Annotated in this window: 12 protein-coding genes; 9 read left to right on the forward strand and 3 right to left on the reverse strand. The window is 72.3% G+C overall.

Translation table 11 applies throughout. The annotated features are described in order from the left end of the window. The first annotated feature begins 198 nt into the window (after window positions 1-198). Window positions 199-1,233 carry a cation diffusion facilitator family transporter gene (locus ACIP6W_RS00620; RefSeq protein WP_066653147.1) on the forward strand — a complete coding sequence of 345 codons (1,035 nt, stop codon included), beginning with the start codon at window positions 199-201 and terminating at the stop codon, window positions 1,231-1,233. An 11-nt stretch (window positions 1,234-1,244) separates the two neighbouring features. Here the strand turns inward: ACIP6W_RS00620 and ACIP6W_RS00625 are convergent, their stop codons facing one another. Continuing rightward, window positions 1,245-1,844, reverse strand: a complete 600-nt coding sequence (locus ACIP6W_RS00625; RefSeq protein WP_066653145.1) for a TetR/AcrR family transcriptional regulator — start codon at window positions 1,842-1,844, stop codon at window positions 1,245-1,247. 31 nt (window positions 1,845-1,875) lie between these two features. Here ACIP6W_RS00625 and ACIP6W_RS00630 point away from each other — a divergent pair, with 31 nt between their 5' ends. The 4 genes from ACIP6W_RS00630 to ACIP6W_RS00645 all read left to right on the forward strand — a co-directional run bounded on the left by ACIP6W_RS00630 (window position 1,876) and on the right by ACIP6W_RS00645 (window position 7,086). Further along, a complete protein-coding gene (locus ACIP6W_RS00630) occupies window positions 1,876-3,519 on the forward strand; it encodes an ABC transporter substrate-binding protein (protein WP_251154790.1) in 1,644 nt (547 codons plus the stop codon). Further along, on the forward strand, window positions 3,504-4,574 hold the full coding sequence (locus tag ACIP6W_RS00635) for an ABC transporter permease (RefSeq protein WP_400427662.1): 1,071 nt from the start codon (window positions 3,504-3,506) through the stop codon (window positions 4,572-4,574). The genes ACIP6W_RS00630 and ACIP6W_RS00635 overlap by 16 nt, the downstream gene beginning before the upstream one ends. 5 nt (window positions 4,575-4,579) lie before the next feature. Continuing rightward, window positions 4,580-5,449 carry an ABC transporter permease gene (locus ACIP6W_RS00640; protein WP_400427664.1) on the forward strand — a complete coding sequence of 290 codons (870 nt, stop codon included), beginning with the start codon at window positions 4,580-4,582 and terminating at the stop codon, window positions 5,447-5,449. Window positions 5,450-5,517: 68 nt separating this feature from the next. Next, complete coding sequence (locus ACIP6W_RS00645; RefSeq protein ID WP_400427666.1) at window positions 5,518-7,086, forward strand: ATP-binding cassette domain-containing protein; 1,569 nt, start codon at window positions 5,518-5,520, stop codon at window positions 7,084-7,086. A 175-nt stretch (window positions 7,087-7,261) separates the two neighbouring features. Here ACIP6W_RS00645 and proP read toward each other — a convergent pair whose 3' ends face one another. After that, window positions 7,262-8,836, reverse strand: coding sequence for a glycine betaine/L-proline transporter ProP (proP, locus tag ACIP6W_RS00650; RefSeq protein ID WP_235426521.1), 1,575 nt, complete (start codon window positions 8,834-8,836; stop codon window positions 7,262-7,264). A 225-nt stretch (window positions 8,837-9,061) separates the two neighbouring features. On the opposite strand from proP, the gene valS reads away from it, so the two are divergent. The 4 genes from valS (at window position 9,062) to ACIP6W_RS00670 (ending at window position 14,895) form a co-directional block, all read left to right on the forward strand. Beyond that, window positions 9,062-11,653 carry a valine--tRNA ligase gene (gene valS, locus ACIP6W_RS00655; RefSeq protein WP_245171563.1) on the forward strand — a complete coding sequence of 864 codons (2,592 nt, stop codon included), beginning with the start codon at window positions 9,062-9,064 and terminating at the stop codon, window positions 11,651-11,653. A gap of 123 nt (window positions 11,654-11,776) precedes the next feature. Next, window positions 11,777-12,004 (forward strand): hypothetical protein, encoded by a 228-nt coding sequence (locus ACIP6W_RS00660; protein WP_251159813.1) that lies wholly within the window; start codon window positions 11,777-11,779, stop codon window positions 12,002-12,004. 115 nt (window positions 12,005-12,119) lie between these two features. Continuing rightward, a complete protein-coding gene (locus tag ACIP6W_RS00665; protein WP_271827119.1) occupies window positions 12,120-12,728 on the forward strand; it encodes a TetR/AcrR family transcriptional regulator in 609 nt (202 codons plus the stop codon). A 139-nt stretch (window positions 12,729-12,867) separates the two neighbouring features. Further along, window positions 12,868-14,895, forward strand: coding sequence for a M3 family metallopeptidase (locus tag ACIP6W_RS00670; protein WP_066653134.1), 2,028 nt, complete (start codon window positions 12,868-12,870; stop codon window positions 14,893-14,895). A 250-nt stretch (window positions 14,896-15,145) separates the two neighbouring features. Here the strand turns inward: ACIP6W_RS00670 and clpX are convergent, their stop codons facing one another. Then, entirely contained in the window at window positions 15,146-16,426 is a 1,281-nt protein-coding gene (gene clpX, locus ACIP6W_RS00675; RefSeq protein WP_066653131.1) for an ATP-dependent Clp protease ATP-binding subunit ClpX, read from the reverse strand. Window positions 16,427-16,448: the final 22 nt, after the last annotated feature.

Below are 16,448 nucleotides of genomic sequence, written 5' to 3' on the forward strand. Positions count from 1 at the left end.
GTGCTCCGCGGTACCACCTCGCTTGCCGGACGCTGCTCGCGCTGCGACCGACCGCTCGTTCGCCGGATGGGGTGCGGTCCGGTCCGCCCGGGTCTACTGACGGCGGTGGTGCTGCCGCGTTCTTCCGGAGGCTCACCGGTGATGGCCGGTTCGACGCCTGGTGGGACGAGTCTACAAGAGTCGGAGCATGCTGGAGCGATGCCCTCGTCCGAGAAGCAGGACCGTCCGGAGTCCCTGCTCACCGTCGTCATCGCCTTCGCCGCCAACCTGCTCGTCGCCATCGCCAAGACCGTCGCCTCCCTGATCTCGGGTTCAGCGTCGATGACCGCGGAGGCCGCGCACTCGTGGGCCGACACGGGCAACGAGATCTTCCTGCTCGTCGCCGAACGACGCGGCGCGAAGAAGCGGGACCGGAAGCACCCGCTGGGGTACGGTCGCGAGACCTACATCTGGTCGATGTTCGCCGCGTTCGGCCTCTTCACCGCGGGTGCCGTCGTGTCGATCTGGCACGGCATCACCGAGCTCGGCGAGACCGGTCCGGCCGAGGACGTCGTGCTCAACTACGTCGTGCTCGGCATCGCGTTCGTCCTCGAGGGCACGAGCTTCCTGCAGGCCTACCGCCAGGCACACGGAGCCGCCACGAAGCGCCGCGTCCCGGTGCTCCGCCACGTGCTGCAGTCGTCGAACCCCACGCTCCGGGCGGTCTTCGCCGAGGACGCCGCGGCGCTGGTCGGCCTCGTGATCGCGTTCCTCGGCGTGCTGCTGCACCAGCTCACCGGCCTCGCGGTGTTCGACGCGATCGGCTCCATCGCGGTCGGACTCCTGCTCGGGGTCGTCGCGATCGTCCTCATCGAGCGCAACCGCCGGTTCCTGGTCGGCGAGGCGACGTCCCCCGAGCTCGAGGACGCCGTGCTCACCGAGCTGCTCCGTCGCGACGAGGTGGAGCGCGTCACCTACCTGCACCTGGAGTTCGTCGGACCGTCCCGGGTGTTCCTGGTGGCCGCGGTCGACCTGACCGGCAACGAGCTCGAGGACCACGTCGCGGTCCGGCTCCGTCGGGTCGAGGCGTCGCTCGAGGAGAGCCAGTACATCGAGGAGGCCGTCCTCACCCTGAGCATCCCGGGCGACGCGTCGCTCGCGGCCCGAGGGGACGGCGACGTCCCGGGGATCGTGCGCGACGGCACGGTGGAGGACGTCGCGGCCGGCGGTGCCGGGACGCTCCGCACCGAGTAGCGCCTGTCGGGTCAGCGCGCGTCGAGGCCCGCCGCGACCGGCGTGAGCGCCGCGCCGACGTACTCGACGAGGGACCTGCGGGCGACGCCGTCGGCGACCCACACCCCGAACGCCGCCGCCGCGGCCCCGAGCATCGCCCCGGACACGGTCTGCGGCCACAGGGACGTCGGGTGCTCCCCCGTCCGCGAGCCGACGAACGCCGAGACCGCCCCGTGCTGCGCCATCACCCGCGCCGCCACACTGGCGACGAGCTCGGTGCCGATGTCCATCACCTCGGCCTGGGCGATCGCCCACGGCACGCGGTCGGGGTCGTGCGCCCGCGCCGCGGCGAGCACGGCCTGCTCCACGGCGCGCACGGGCGAGGACTCCGTCGAGGCGGTGAGGAACGCGGGCAGGTCGGCGACCGCGGCGTCGAGCTCCAGCCAGAGCACGTCCGACTTCGCCCCGAAGTAGTTGAAGAACGTCGCCCGGCTCACCCCGGCCCGGGCCGCGATCTGGTCGACGGTCGTCCGCGCGTACCCCTGCTCGAGGAACAGCTCGGCAGCCGCGTCGGCGAGGACCTCGGCACTCGAGCGTCGGGGGCGGCCACCGCGGCGCATCGTCTCGTCCATGCCGCCAGTAAACCGCTAGACTCGTGCAGCCATGATCTTGGACCGAGTACAGAAAACACGCGCCCGCGCGCTCCTCACCGCCGCGGGAGCCACCGCGGTCCTGCTGGCCCTGACCGCCTGCACCGGCGGTGGCACCGCCACGGACGCCGGCACGCCGGTCAGCGGCGGGACGCTCACGTACGCCTCCGGCGACGCCGAGCCGACCTGCCTCGACCCGCACGTCGGCGGGAACTACCCGCAGGCCCTGCTGTCGACGCAGTACATCGAGATGCTCACCGGCCTCGACCGGGCGGGGAAGCCGACGCCGGCCCTCGCGACCGGGTGGACGACGAGCGACGACGGGAAGACCCTGACGCTCGACCTGCGCACGGACGTGTCGTTCTCCGACGGCACCCCGTTCGACGCGGCCGCCGTCGTCGCGAACATCGAGCACGTGCAGGACCCGACGACGGCGTCGAGCACGGGCTACCTCGCCCTGCAGTCGATCACGAAGGCCACGGCGACCGACGACCACACCGTCACGCTGACCCTGAGCCGCCCGGACAGCGCGCTGCTCGAGTCGTTCTCGCAGCCCTGGGTCGGCATGGAGTCACCGAAGGCCCTGCAGCGCCCGCAGGCGACGAACTGCGCATCCCCCGTCGGCACCGGCCCGTTCACCGTCACGGAGTGGCAGCGGGGCGATCGCATCACCCTGGCGAAGAACGACGCGTACACGCCGCTCACCGGCTCGACGGAGCCCCGCCTCGACGGCATCACGTGGCGCTTCCTGCCCGACTCGACCTCGCGCTACGCCGCACTGCAGGCCGGCCAGGTCGACGTCATCGACAACGCCCAGCCCGACCAGCTGAAGAGCGCCTCGACGAAGGGCGCGATCCGCGACCTCGACGCCCCGCGCCCCGGCGCCTCGAACCGCCTCGAACTGAACTCCGGGCACGGGGTGTTCCGCGACGAGGCGGTCCGGAAGGCCTTCATCGCCGGCGCCGAGATCGACCCGGGCCTGCAGAGCCTGTTCCTCGGCACCGCGAAGCGCTCGTACTCGGTGCTGTCGAGCGTCGAGCCCGACGGGTACTCCGATCCGGCGCTGTTCGAGTACTCCCCGAAGACGGCGGGACGCCTGCTCGACGAGGCCGGTTGGAAGGTCGGCAGCGACGGCGTCCGCGAGAAGGACGGGCAGCGGCTCACCGTCACCTTCCCGGTGTCGACGAACCAGTCGGTGCCCGCGGAGCGCAGCCTGTTCCAGCAGGTCCAGGCCTCGGAGAAGGCGGTCGGGTTCGACGTGCGGCTCGAGGAGCTCGACCTCTCCAGCTGGTACGCCGCCCTCGCCGCGAACGAGTACGACGTCGTCAGCGCTCCGTACACCAAGGTCGGCCCGGACGTCCTCCGCATCCTGTACGACAGCGCGAGCATCGAGCCCGCACCGTCGGGCTACTTCGCGAACCTCGCGCAGCTCGACGACCCGACGGTCGACGACCTGCTGGAGCGTGCGGCACGCACGTCGGACGCCGACGAGCGCGGCGACCTGTACCGCCAGGCGCAGCAGCGGATCCTGGCGAGCGGCACCGTCCTGCCGCTCTACGACCAGCAGAACCACTTCCTGTACCGCTCCGCCGTCCACGGCATCGAGACCACGTCGGTCTCCACCCCGTGGTTCGGCACCGCGTGGATCGCCCGCTGACGGGCGAGCCGGCCGGGAGGCCCGCCCCGCGTCCGCCACGCACCGGCACCCGTCGCGGGTGGTCGGCGTGGGTCCTGTGGGGTCTCCGCCGTGCGGCCGGCGGCATCGGGGTGCTCTGGGCGGTCGCCACGATCGTCTTCGTCGCGATCCGGTTGATCCCGGGTGACCCGGCGCTGGCGATCCTCGGCGGCCCCGGGTCCCAGGCCTCGGCGGAGGCGGTCGAGGCCGTCCGCCGCGAGTACGGCCTCGACCGGCCGGTGCTCGTGCAGTACGCGGTGTTCCTCGGGCGCCTGGCGACCGGGCACCTCGGCGACTCGTACGCGTTCCGCACGCCCGTGTCCGAGCTCCTCGCGCAGCAGGTCCCCGTGACGCTGACGCTCGCGGTCGCCGGACTCGTCGTCGCCTGGGTCCTGGCGATCGGCGCCGCGTGGTGGTCGACGCAGCGCGGGCGGATCGCCGCGGCCCTGACCGGCGCGATCACCGTGACGGCGAGCGTCGTGCCGCACTTCTGGCTCGGCAGCGTGCTCATCGTGGTCTTCGCGAGCGCACTCGGGTGGGTGCCGGCGGTGTCGGACGGCAGCCTGCGCGGTTGGGTCCTGCCCGTGCTCACCGTCGCCGTGCCGGTCGCGGGGTACCTCGCCGAGACGGTCCGCGACGGCGTGGTCGACGCCCAGCGCTCCGCGTTCGCCCTCGCAGCCCGCGGCCGCGGGGAGACCCGCGTCGGACTGTTCGGTCGTCACCTGCTCCGGCACGCGGCGCTCCCCGGGATCGCCCTGTCCGCGTGGGCCTTCGGCTCGCTGGTCTCCGGTGCCGTGGTCGTCGAGTCGGTCTTCGCGCTGCCCGGGATCGGTCGTGCCCTGGTCACCGCGGTCACCCAGCGGGACATGCCCCTGGTGGCCGGGATCGCCCTCGTGTCCGCCGCGGCGTACGTCGTCGTGCTGGCGGTCGCGGACCTGGTCGAGCGGGCGGTGGACCCGCGGACCCGCGACCGACGCCCGGCCGGTCGCGTGGGGCGAGTGCGCGTGCGCACGCAGGGCGGGGTGGACGCACGGTGAGCGGGGTGCTCGACCCGGGCCTCCCGGCCGGTGCGTCCGAGGGGCGGGCCCGACGGTCCGAGCGGTTCCGTGGGGGGACGCTCGGCCCGGCGGGCTCGGTCGCGGCGGTCGTCGTCGCGGTCGCGGTGCTGGCGGCGGTCTGGCCGGCGCTGCTCGGCGGCGGCGACCCGCTCGCGGTGCACCCCGCCGACGCCCTGACGCCACCCGGACCGGCGCACCCCTTCGGCACCGACGAGTCCGGACGCGACGTGCTCGCGCGCGTGGTCGCGGGGACACGGGCGTCACTCGTGGTCGGGGTCGCCGCGACGCTCGTCGGCGGTCTCACCGGGATCCTGCTCGGCACGCTCGCCGGACTCGGTGGTCGGATCGTGGACGCGGTCGTCGGCCGGGTCACCGAGGTGGCGTTCGCGCTGCCGCTGCTGCTCGTCGCGCTCGTCGTCATCGCGGTCACCGGCCCCGGACCGGTGCCCGCGACCCTGGCGGTGGGGTTCGCCACGGCGCCCGGGTACGCCCGGATCGTCCGCGGCCTGGTCCGGAGTGCGCGGTCGTCGCAGGTGGTCGAGACCGCCGTGCTGCAGGGCCGCTCCCCCGGCCGGATCGTGTTCCGGCACGTCCTGCCCGCGGCACTCTGGCCCGTCGTCGCCGTCGCCACGCTCGGGGTCGGCCAGGCGGTCGTGTGGGCGTCGGCGCTCAGCTACCTCGGGGTCGGGACCCCGCCGCCCGCGCCGGAGTGGGGTGCGATGCTCGCGGACGGCCGCACCTACCTGCTGACCGCGCCGTGGATGAGCACCTTCCCGGGCCTCGCCATCGTGGTGCTGGCGACCGCGTTGACGGTGCTCGGCCGTGCGGTGCGGCGGACGGGGGCCGTGCGGTGAGGAGCTCCGAGCGGGGGCCCGACGACGTCGCGGGACGGACCGGTGCAGCACGGCCGGTGGGGACCCGCGTGCTCGACGTCCGCGGGCTCGCGGTGTCGATCGACGGCGCGACGGTGGTGCACGGCGTCGACCTGCACGTCGACGCCGGTGAGTGCGTCGCCCTGGTCGGGGCGTCCGGCTCCGGCAAGACCGTGACCGCCCGGGCGGTGCTCGGGCTCTCCGCAGCGGGTGCCGCGGTCACCGCCGACCGCCTCGACCTCGTCGGCTCCGACGTGCGCGGGCTCGCCGAGCGGCGCTGGCGTCGGCTCCGCGGGAGCACCGTCGGCTACGTCGGCCAGGAGGCCCTCGGCGCACTCGACCCCCTCCGCCCCGTCGGCCGCGAGGTCGCCGACGCCCTGCGCCTGCACACCGACCTGCGCGCAGCAGAACGGGTCGATGCCGTGCGCGCCGCACTGGCGGGCGTGGGGCTCGACCCCGCGATGGCGACCGACGGCCGGCGCTCCGGCACGCTCTCCGGAGGCATGCGACAGCGCGCGCTGATCGCGGCGGCGACCGTGGCCTCCCCCGCGCTCGTGGTGGCGGACGAACCGACGACCGCCCTCGACGCCGCCGTGGCCGTCACCGTGATGGAGCAGCTCCGGGCCGTGCAGGACCGCGGCGCCGGGCTGCTGGTCATCACGCACGACCTCGGGCTCGTCGCCGGGTGGGCGGACCGGGTGCTCGTCGTCGACGAGGGGACGGTGGTCGAGCACGGACCGGTCGCCGAGGTCTTCGCAGCACCGCAGCACCCGGCGACCGCAGCCCTGGTGCGGGCGGCACGGGCGGACACGCACCGGGCCGTGGGACGGGCGCCCCGGACCGGTGCGCCGTCGGCCCCGCTCGTCGAGGGCTCCGGACTGACCCGTTCCTTCGACGGGGTGCCCGCCGTGCAGGACGTGTCGATCACCGTGCGACCGGGCCGCGTGACCGGTGTCATCGGCGCCTCCGGGTCGGGCAAGACGACGGTGGCGCGGATGCTGCTCGGACTCGAGACGCCGGACGCCGGCACCGTCACGCTCGACGGCGACCCGTGGGTGCCCCTGCCCGAGCGCGAGCGCCGGGCTCGTCGGCACCGGGTGGCGGCCGTCGTGCAGGACCCCGGGGCGACCTTCGACGAGCGGTGGAGCGTCGGACGGGTGCTCGCGGACGCCCTGTCCCGCGGGCAGGAGCGGCGGGCGCGGGGTGGTCTGGCCGACCCGGTCGACGCCGCACTCCGTCAGGTGGGACTCGACCCCGAGCTGCGGTCACGCGCCCCGCGCACGCTCTCCGGCGGACAGCGGCAACGACTGGCGATCGCCCGGGCGCTGGCGACGTCGCCCGAGGTGGTGGTGCTCGACGAACCGGTGACGGCACTCGACGCGACCGTGCAGGACGCGGTGCTCACGCTGCTCGAACGACTGCGCGACGAGACCGGCGTGGCGATGGTGTTCGTGTCGCACGACCTGCGCGCCGTCCGGCGGATGGCGGACGAGGTGCTCGTGGTGCACGACGGCCGCGTCGTCGAGCAGGGCCCCGCGGAACGCGTGCTCGGCGCGCCGGAGCACCCGGCGACCGCGCGCCTGGTCGACGCTGCCGCCCGGCTCGCCCGCGGCGCCTGACCGCTGCGCCGCGCCAGCGGGCGAGTCTCGCTCAGGCGGACACGTTCGCGGCACCGAAGCCGCGAACGTGTCCGCCGGGCCGAGACTCGGGGAGCGCCCACGGAGCGGACATGCCGGGAGGCACGGTGCGCGTCCGTGGCGGACGTGCACCGTGCCTCCCGGCCGACAGCGGCGGCTACGAGCCCGCGGGCTCCTTGTCGGACCCCGGCTTCGGGGTGTCTCCCGAGATGATCGGGATCTCGCTCGTCGAGAAGTCCTTCGCCCAGTCGGACTGCGCGAGCTCCGAGGTCGGGTCGTTGTAGTCCTTGATGACGTCGGCGACCTCGTCCTCGTGGGCGACCGTGGGGCCCGAGCCCATGAGCGGCGTCGCAGCCGTCTCCTTGGTGAAGAACACCGCGACGAGGCCGATCACGGCCGCGAGCATGAGGTAGAAGGCCGGGATGTCCTCGGCCCACGAGAGCCCGGCGTCCTTCGCCCCGGCGATGAGCGCCTGCGTCGCGAGCGGCGTCGTGCCACCGAAGAGCGAGACGGACACGTTGAACGCGATCGCCAGCGCGCCGTAGCGGATGATCGTCGGGAACAGCGCGGGGAGCGTCGACGGCATGGTCGACGTGAACGTGACGAGCACGAGACCGAGGATCAGCAGGCCGAAGAAGACCCCGGCACCGGTCCCGGTCTGGACGAGCTTGAGCGCCGGCCACGACAGCACGATGAAGCCGATGCAGCCGGCGGCGAGGACCGGCCGGCGGCCGAACTTGTCGGACAGGCGACCACCGAAGGTGATGACGACCATCATCAGGATCATCACGATGACGATGAGGATCAGGCCGAACGTGGCGTTCTGCCCGAGGTTCGTCTCGAGGTAGGTCGGCATGTACGACAGCAGCATGTAGTCGGTCACGTTGAACACGAGGACCAGGCCGATGCAGATGATGAGCGAGCGCCAGTTCTCGGCGAACAGCTTGAGGAACGGCGTCTTCTGCGATTCGCGCTCGGCGGCCTGCTCCTGCTGCTTCTGGAAGGCCGGGGTCTCCTCGAGCTTCAGGCGGAGGTAGAGCCCGATGAGGCCGAGCGGACCGGCGATCATGAACGGGATGCGCCAGCCCCAGCTGAGCAGGGTGTCCTCGGGCATCGCGTACTGCAGGACCGTGACGATCGACGCGCCGAGCACGTAGCCGGCCAGCGTGCCGAACTCGAGCCACGAGCCCATGAACCCGCGGCGCTTGTCGGGCGAGTACTCAGCGATGAACGTCGCGGCACCGCCGTACTCACCACCGGTCGAGAAGCCCTGCACGAAGCGGGCGACGAGGAGCAGCACGGGGGCCCAGAAGCCGATCGTCGCGTACGACGGGATGAGGCCGATCATGAGCGTGCCGGCGGCCATCAGGATCATCGTCAGCGCGAGGACCTTCTGCCGGCCGATCTTGTCGCCGATGGGGCCGAAGACGGCGCCGCCGATCGGGCGGACGATGAAGGCGGCCGCGAAGAACCCGAAGGTCGCGACGAGGTTCGACGTCGGGTCGCCCGCCGGCAGGAACACCTTCGAGATCGTGACCGTCAGGTACGCGAAGATGCCGAAGTCGAACCACTCCATCGCGTTGCCGAGGGCCGCAGCGGCGACGGCACGCTTGAGCAGCGACTCCTCGACGACGGTGACGTCGTCCTCGGTCAGCTTGCGGCGTGCACGCTTCGCTGCGCCCTTCGTGCGCAACGGCCGGTCGCCGTGCTGGTGTGCGTCGTTCGGTGCCAAGTTCGTTCCTCCGGTAGTGCTGTGTCTTGCCTTCGGGCATCCGGCGGAGAGCGACTGTGCAGTCCTCGCGAACACCGCGCTCGCCGGACAAACTCCGACAGCCTACCAGATGGAGCGCTCCGACGCGGCGGACCGCTACGATGAGGCCACCGCGTACTGTACGCGCGACACTCAGGCACCTCACCACGGACTCGGTGCCGCACACATCGATCGAAAGGCCCTGCCATGACGAAGCCCATGCCCGACAAGCCCACGGTGGACGGCCTCGAGGACGTCTGGGGTCCGGTCTGGGAGCAGGACGGCACCTACCGCTTCGACCGCGACAGCGCGACGAAGGACGCGGTGTACTCGATCGACACCCCGCCGCCGACCGCGTCGGGTTCGCTGCACATCGGGCACGTGTTCTCCTACACGCACACCGACCTCAAGGCCCGGTACGAGCGCATGCGCGGGAAGCACGTCTTCTACCCGATGGGCTGGGACGACAACGGCCTGCCGACCGAGCGCCGCGTGCAGAACTACTACGGCGTCCGGTGCGACCCGCAGCTCCCCTACGACCCCGCCTTCGTGCCGCCGTTCGAGGGCGGCGACGGCAAGTCGAGCAAGGCGGGCGACCAGCTGCCGATCTCGCGCCGCAACTTCATCGAGCTGTGCGAGCGCCTGACCGTGCAGGACGAGCAGCAGTTCGAGCACCTCTTCCGCACGCTCGGCCTGTCGGTGGACTGGACGCAGTCGTACCGCACGATCGACGACACCTCGCGGGCGAGCGCGCAGCGTGCGTTCCTCCGCAACCTCGAGCGCGGCGAGGCCTACCAGGCCGACGCCCCGACGCTCTGGGACGTCACCTTCCGCACCGCCGTCGCGCAGGCCGAGCTCGAGGACAAGGAGATGCCCGGCGCGTACCACGGCCTGGCGTTCCACCGCACCGACGGCGGCGAGGACGTCGTCATCCAGACCACCCGTCCGGAGCTGCTCCCCGCCTGCGTCGCCCTCGTCGCGCACCCGGACGACGAGCGCTTCCAGGACCTGTTCGGCACGACCGTCCGCTCCCCCCTGTTCGACGTCGAGGTCCCGGTCCTCGCGCACCACCTGGCGCAGCAGGACAAGGGCGCGGGCATCGCGATGGTCTGCACCTTCGGTGACACCACCGACGTGGTGTGGTGGCGCGAACTGCAGCTGCCGAACCGCGCGATCATCGGCTTCGACGGCCGCGTCCGCTCGGACGAGCCCGCGTGGATCGAGTCGACCCGCGGCAGGGAGCTCTACGCCGAGATGGCCGGCAAGACCGTCTTCTCGGCGAAGAAGGTCCTCGTGGACGCGCTCACCGAGTCGGGCGAGCTCGTCGGCGACGTGAAGACGATCAACCACCCGGTGAAGTTCTTCGAGAAGGGCGACAAGCCGCTCGAGATCGTCTCGACCCGCCAGTGGTACATCGTCAACGGCGCGCGCGACGAGCAGCTCAAGGAGACCCTGCGGAAGCGCGGCGAGGAGATCGCCTTCCACCCGGACTTCATGCGCGTCCGCTACGACAACTGGGTCGGTGGCCTCTCCGGCGACTGGCTCATCTCGCGCCAGCGCTTCTTCGGCGTGCCGATCCCGGTCTGGTACCCGCTCGACGCCGACGGCAACCCGGTCTTCGACCAGCCGATCGTCCCGACCGAGGCACAGCTGCCCGTCGACCCGGCGTCCGAGCCGGCCCCCGGGTACGCCGAGCACCAGCGCGGCGTCGCCGGCGGCTTCCAGGGGGAGCTCGACGTGATGGACACCTGGGCGACCTCGTCCCTCACCCCGCAGCTCGCGGGCAAGTGGGAGACGGACCCGGCGCTCTACGACCTCGTGTTCCCGTACGACGTCCGCCCGCAGGCGCAGGACATCATCCGCACGTGGCTCTTCACGACGGCACTCCGCAGCCAGCTCGAGGCCGACGTCGCGCCGTGGAAGCACGCGAGCATCTCCGGCTTCATCGTGGACCCCGACCGCAAGAAGATGTCGAAGTCGAAGGGCAACGTCGTCACGCCGCTCTCGATCCTCGAGCAGCACGGTGCCGACGCGGTCCGCTACTGGGCAGCCTCGTCGAAGCTCGGCACCGACGCGGCCTTCGACCCGCAGAACCCGAAGCAGATCAAGGTCGGTCGTCGCCTGGCGATCAAGGTGCTCAACGCGGCGAAGTTCGTGTACGGCTTCGAACTGCCGAGCGGTGCGACGACCGTCACCGAGCCCCTCGACGTCGACGTGCTGGCGGAGCTCGGCTCCGTGATCGAGCAGGCCACCGCCGCGTTCGACGGCTTCGACCACGCCCGTGCGCTGGAGGTCACCGAGCGGTTCTTCTGGACCTTCTGCGACGACTACCTCGAGCTGGTCAAGGAGCGTGCCTACGGCACCGCGCCCGACGCGACGCACGAGACCCAGGCGAGTGCGGTCCTGGCGCTGCGCGCCGCGATCGACGCGCTGCTCCGTCTGCTGGCACCGTTCCTCCCGTTCGCGACGGAGGAGGTGTGGGCCTGGACCCACGACACCAGCGTGCACACGGCCGCGTGGCCCACGGTCACGGAGCTCCCGACGCAGGCGGAGCCGTCCGGGCTGCTGGCCGCCGTCGGCCAGGCGCTGATCGGGATCCGCGGTGCGAAGACCGCCGCCAAGGCGTCCCAGAAGACGCCGGTCACCCGTGCCGTCGTGGCGGCTCCGGCCGACCAGCGCGCGCTCATCGAGCGCGCGGCGGTCGACCTGGCCGCCGTGGGCCGCATCGAGAACCTGTCGTTCACGGACGGCGAGGAGCTCGCGGTGACCGAGATCGAGCTCGCGGAGCAGCAGGCGTAGCGTCGTCCGTCGACGGGCCGGGTCGCGTGCGGCCCGGCCCGTCGTCACGAGCACGAGCACGAGCACGAGCACGAGCACGAGTCGGCACTGGAGGCACGGATGCAGTTGGGTACACGCTGGAACGTGGGTGGGCAGCCACCCGAGCGACTCCCCGAGGCGATGGTCGTCGCCGCGCGCGGTGTCGAGGAGGAGCTGGCGGCGGCGTCGGTCGACGCATCGACCTGGCGCTGGACGCTGACGTACCTCGAGGGCAAGCCGATCGTCGAGCTCGACGACGGCACGTCGATCCACCTCGACCCCGCCGGGCGTGCGCAGGTGACGAACCCGGACGACGCGCCGGAGGAGGACTAGGCCGTCCCCCCGATCCCGGGCTCGACCGGGACCGGGGGACGCGGCCTACACTGGAGAACGTCCGTTCCCGAGGCGACGGGGACGAGTGGGACCGCAGCGGAGGAAGGGGATGCCCGTGTCCGGCACCGCCAGCACGACCGACCCGCAGGTGCGCGAGCGCATCGTCGACGCCGCGGACGCGCTCTTCTACGCCCGCGGGTTCCAGTCGGTCGGCATGGACGAGATCCGGACGACCGCCGGCGTCTCGTTGAAGAAGCTCTACTCGGTGTTCCCCGGCAAGGAGCAGCTCGTCGCCGCGGTGCTCGGCGGGCGGCACGACCTCTGGGAGCAGGGCATCGAGCAGGCGGTGGCCGCAGCGGGGACCCCGCGGGACCGGCTGCTCGCGATGTACGACTTCCTGGAGCAGTGGTTCGGCGACGACACCTTCCGCGGCTGCGGCTTCATCAACGCCTTCGGTGAACTGGGTGCGACCTCCCCCGCGGTCGCCGAGATCGCCCGCGAGCACAAGGACTCGTTCCAGCGGTACGTCGCCGGGCTCGCCGCGGCCGCCGTGCCGGACCTCGACGCGGCCGAGGAGCTCGCCGCCCAGCTCGCACTCCTCGCCGAGGGTGCGCAGACGACGGCCGCGATCGCGGGCGACACGACGCCGGCACGGCACGCGCGGCGCGCGGCAGCCACGCTGATCGACGTGGCCATGCGTGCGGGGACCGACCGGACGCGCTGACCCGACGCGCTGACCTGACGCTCCGACCGGACGCTCGACGACACGACGCCCGACACGACCCGACGTCGGCCGGGAGGCGCGGGGCGGGCCCGCCACGTGCCTCCAGACCGGCGTCCGGTCCGGTCCGTAGGGTGGGGCCATGGACACCCCGTTCGACCAGCCGAGCACCCTCCCCTACGCCCTGCCGCCGTTCGACGACGTCCGGCTCGAGCACTTCCGTCCCGCGTTCGACGCCGGCATCGCCGAGCAGCGTGCCGAGGTCGAGGCCATCGCCGCCGATCCCGGTGCAGCGACGTTCGAGAACACGCTGGTGGCGCTCGAACGCTCCGGGCAGCTGCTGACCCGGGTCTCGCACGTCTTCTTCACGCTGTCCTCCGCCGACTCGACGCCCGAGCTGCACGACCTCGAGGCCGAGGTGTCGCCGCTCCTCGCCGCCCACCGCGACGCGATCACCCTCGACGCGCGCCTGTACGCACGGGTCGATGCGGTGCGGTCCTCGCTCGACGAGCGTGCGGACCTGTCCGACGAGGACCGTCGACTCGTCGAGCGGGTGCACACCGAGATGACGCTCGCGGGAGCCGGCCTCGACGACGGTGGGAAGGAGCGTCTCACCGCGATCAACCAGGAACTCTCGACGCTCACCACGACCTTCGAGCGCAACCTGCTCGAGGACACGAACGACCTCGCCTTGCACGTCACCGACGAACAGGAGCTCGCCGGACTCGACGACGGCGCGAAGTCGGCCGCCGCCGCAGCCGCGGCGGACCGCGGCCTCGACGGCTGGCTCGTGACGCTGCCGCTGTACACGGGTCACCCGTGGCTCGCCTCGCTGACCGACCGCGGCCTGCGCGAACGGATCATGCGCGCCTCGCTGTCGCGGGGGCGTCGTGGGAACGCGCACGACAACCGCGAGGTCCTGCTGCGCATCGTCCGGCTCCGGGCCGAGCGGGCCGAACTCCTCGGCTTCCCGAACCACGCTGCCGTGGTGACGGCCGACGAGACCGCGGGGACGCCCGAGGCGGTCGACGGCCTGCTCTCCTCGCTCGTCCCGGCCGCCGCCGCGAACGCCGAGGACGAGCGCGCCGTCCGCTCCCGCACGGTCGGCTTCGACGTCGAGGCCTGGGACTGGGCACACGCGACGGAGGTCCTGCGCGGCGAGCAGTTCGCCGCGGACAGTTCGGCGCTGCGGCCCTACTTCGAGGCCGACCGCGTCCTGCACGACGGGGTGTTCCACGCCGCCGGCGCCCTGTACGGACTGACGTTCACCGAACGCTCGGACCTGCACGGCTACAACGACGAGGTCCGGGTCTTCGAGGTGCACGGCGACTCCGGGGAGGAGGTCGGGCTCTACCTGCTCGACCTCTACACACGGGACGGCAAGCGTGGCGGTGCCTGGATGAACCCCGTCGTCGAGCAGTCACACCTGCTCGGCACGCTGCCCGTCGTCGTGAACAACCTCAACGTGGCGAAGCCCGCCGCCGGCTCCCCCACGCTGCTGATCCAGGACGAGGTCGAGACGCTCTTCCACGAGTTCGGGCACGCGCTGCACGGGCTCATCGCCAGGACGACCTACCCACGGTTCTCGGGCACGAACGTCGAACGGGACTTCGTGGAGTTCCCCTCGCAGGTCAACGAGATGTGGGTGACCTGGCCCTCGGTCCTCGCGAACTACGCGAAGCACCACGAGACCGGCGAGCCGCTGCCGCCCGAGCTCGTGCTCGGACTGAGCGACTCCGCCGGCTTCAACGAGGGCTTCTCGACCACCGAGTACCTCGCCGCGGCGCTGCTCGACCAGGCGTGGCACCGCCTGTCGGCCGCCGAGGCCGCCGAGGTGACCGACGTCGAGGCGTTCGAGCGCCAGGCCCTCGCTTCCGCGGGCATCGACGTGACCGCGGTGCCGCCGCGGTACTCGTCGACGTACTTCGCGCACACGTTCTCGGGCGGGTACGACGCCGGGTACTACGGGTACATCTGGTCCGAGGTGCTCGACGCGGACACCGTCGAGTGGTTCCGCGAGCACGGCGGACTCTCGCGCGAGGCCGGGCGGCGGTTCGCGTCGCTCGTGCTCGGGGTCGGCGGCGCGCAGGACCCCCTCGAGGCCTACCGTGCGTTCCGCGGCCGCGACGCCGAGGTCGGGCCGCTGCTGCGCCGTCGCGGGCTCGAGTAGCGCGGCGCCGCGGGCCGGCGCGCCGCCGCGGCGCTGGGCCAGTGCGTCGGCACAACCGGAAGCACGTCGCGCCGCGGAAGTCCGCGGCGCGACGTGCTTCCCGTTGTGCAGCGGCACGTCACACCGCGGATCACCCCGGTCCGCCTGCGCACCGCTCCCACGAACGCACCCGCACCCGCGCCCCCTCCCGCACACGGCGACGGCCCGGCCCCACGCGGGGACCGGGCCGTCGGCCTGCGGGCGTCGGACGCTACGCGGACTTCTCCACGCGCTTCGCCCGGGGACGCGGCACGATCGTCGGCGCGGCGTTCTCGAGCACGGACTCGCGGGTGATGACGACGCGCGCGACGTCGTCGTCCGACGGCACGTCGAACATGACCGGGCCGAGGACCTCTTCGAGGATGGCCCGGAGGCCGCGGGCACCGGTCTGGCGCAGCACCGCGAGGTCCGCGATGGCCTCGAGCGCCCCGCGGTCGAAGTCGAGCTCGACACCGTCGATCGCGAACATCCGCTGGTACTGCTTCACCAGCGCGTTCTTCGGCTCGGTCAGGATCTGCATGAGCGCCGCCTGGTCGAGCTGCGACACCGTCGTGACGACGGGCAGACGACCGATGAACTCGGGGATGAGCCCGAACTTGTGCAGGTCCTCGGGCAGGACGTCGGCGAACAGGTCCTGCTGGTCGAGCGGGCTGTGCAGCGGAGCGCCGAACCCGATCCCGCGCTTGCCGACGCGCGACGACACGATGTCCTCGAGTCCCGCGAACGCCCCCGCCACGATGAACAGCACGTTCGTCGTGTCGATCTGGATGAACTCCTGGTGCGGGTGCTTCCGACCGCCCTGCGGCGGGACCGACGCGGTCGTGCCCTCGAGGATCTTGAGCAGCGCCTGCTGCACGCCCTCGCCGGAGACGTCGCGCGTGATCGACGGGTTCTCCGCCTTGCGTGCGATCTTGTCGACCTCGTCGATGTAGATGATGCCCGTCTCGGCCCGCTTGACGTCGTAGTCCGCGGCCTGGATGAGCTTGAGCAGGATGTTCTCGACGTCCTCGCCCACGTACCCGGCCTCGGTCAGGGCGGTGGCGTCGGCGACGGCGAACGGCACGTTGAGCCGCTTCGCCAGGGTCTGCGCGAGGTAGGTCTTGCCGCAGCCGGTCGGCCCGATGAGCAGGATGTTCGACTTCGCGATCTCGACGTCGTCGCGGTCCTCGGCAGCGGTGATCTGCCCCTGTGCACGGATGCGCTTGTAGTGGTTGTAGACGGCCACGGCCAGCGCACGCTTCGCCGGGTCCTGGCCGATCACGTACTCCTGCAGGAAGTCGAAGATCTCGCGGGGCTTCGGCAGCTCGAAGTCGCCGCTCGTGGTGTCCTCACCCGCTTCGGCGAGGCGCTCCTCGATGATCTCGTTGCACAGCTCGACGCACTCGTCGCAGATGTACACCCCCGGCCCGGCGATGAGCTGCTGGACCTGCTTCTGGCTCTTGCCGCAGAAGGAGCACTTGAGCAGGTCAGCGCTCTCCCCGATGCGTGCCATGTCGGTGCCCTCCTTGGATGAC

The sequence above is a fragment of the Curtobacterium sp. NPDC088465 genome, from assembly GCF_044753165.1.
Lineage (GTDB): Bacteria > Actinomycetota > Actinomycetes > Actinomycetales > Microbacteriaceae > Curtobacterium.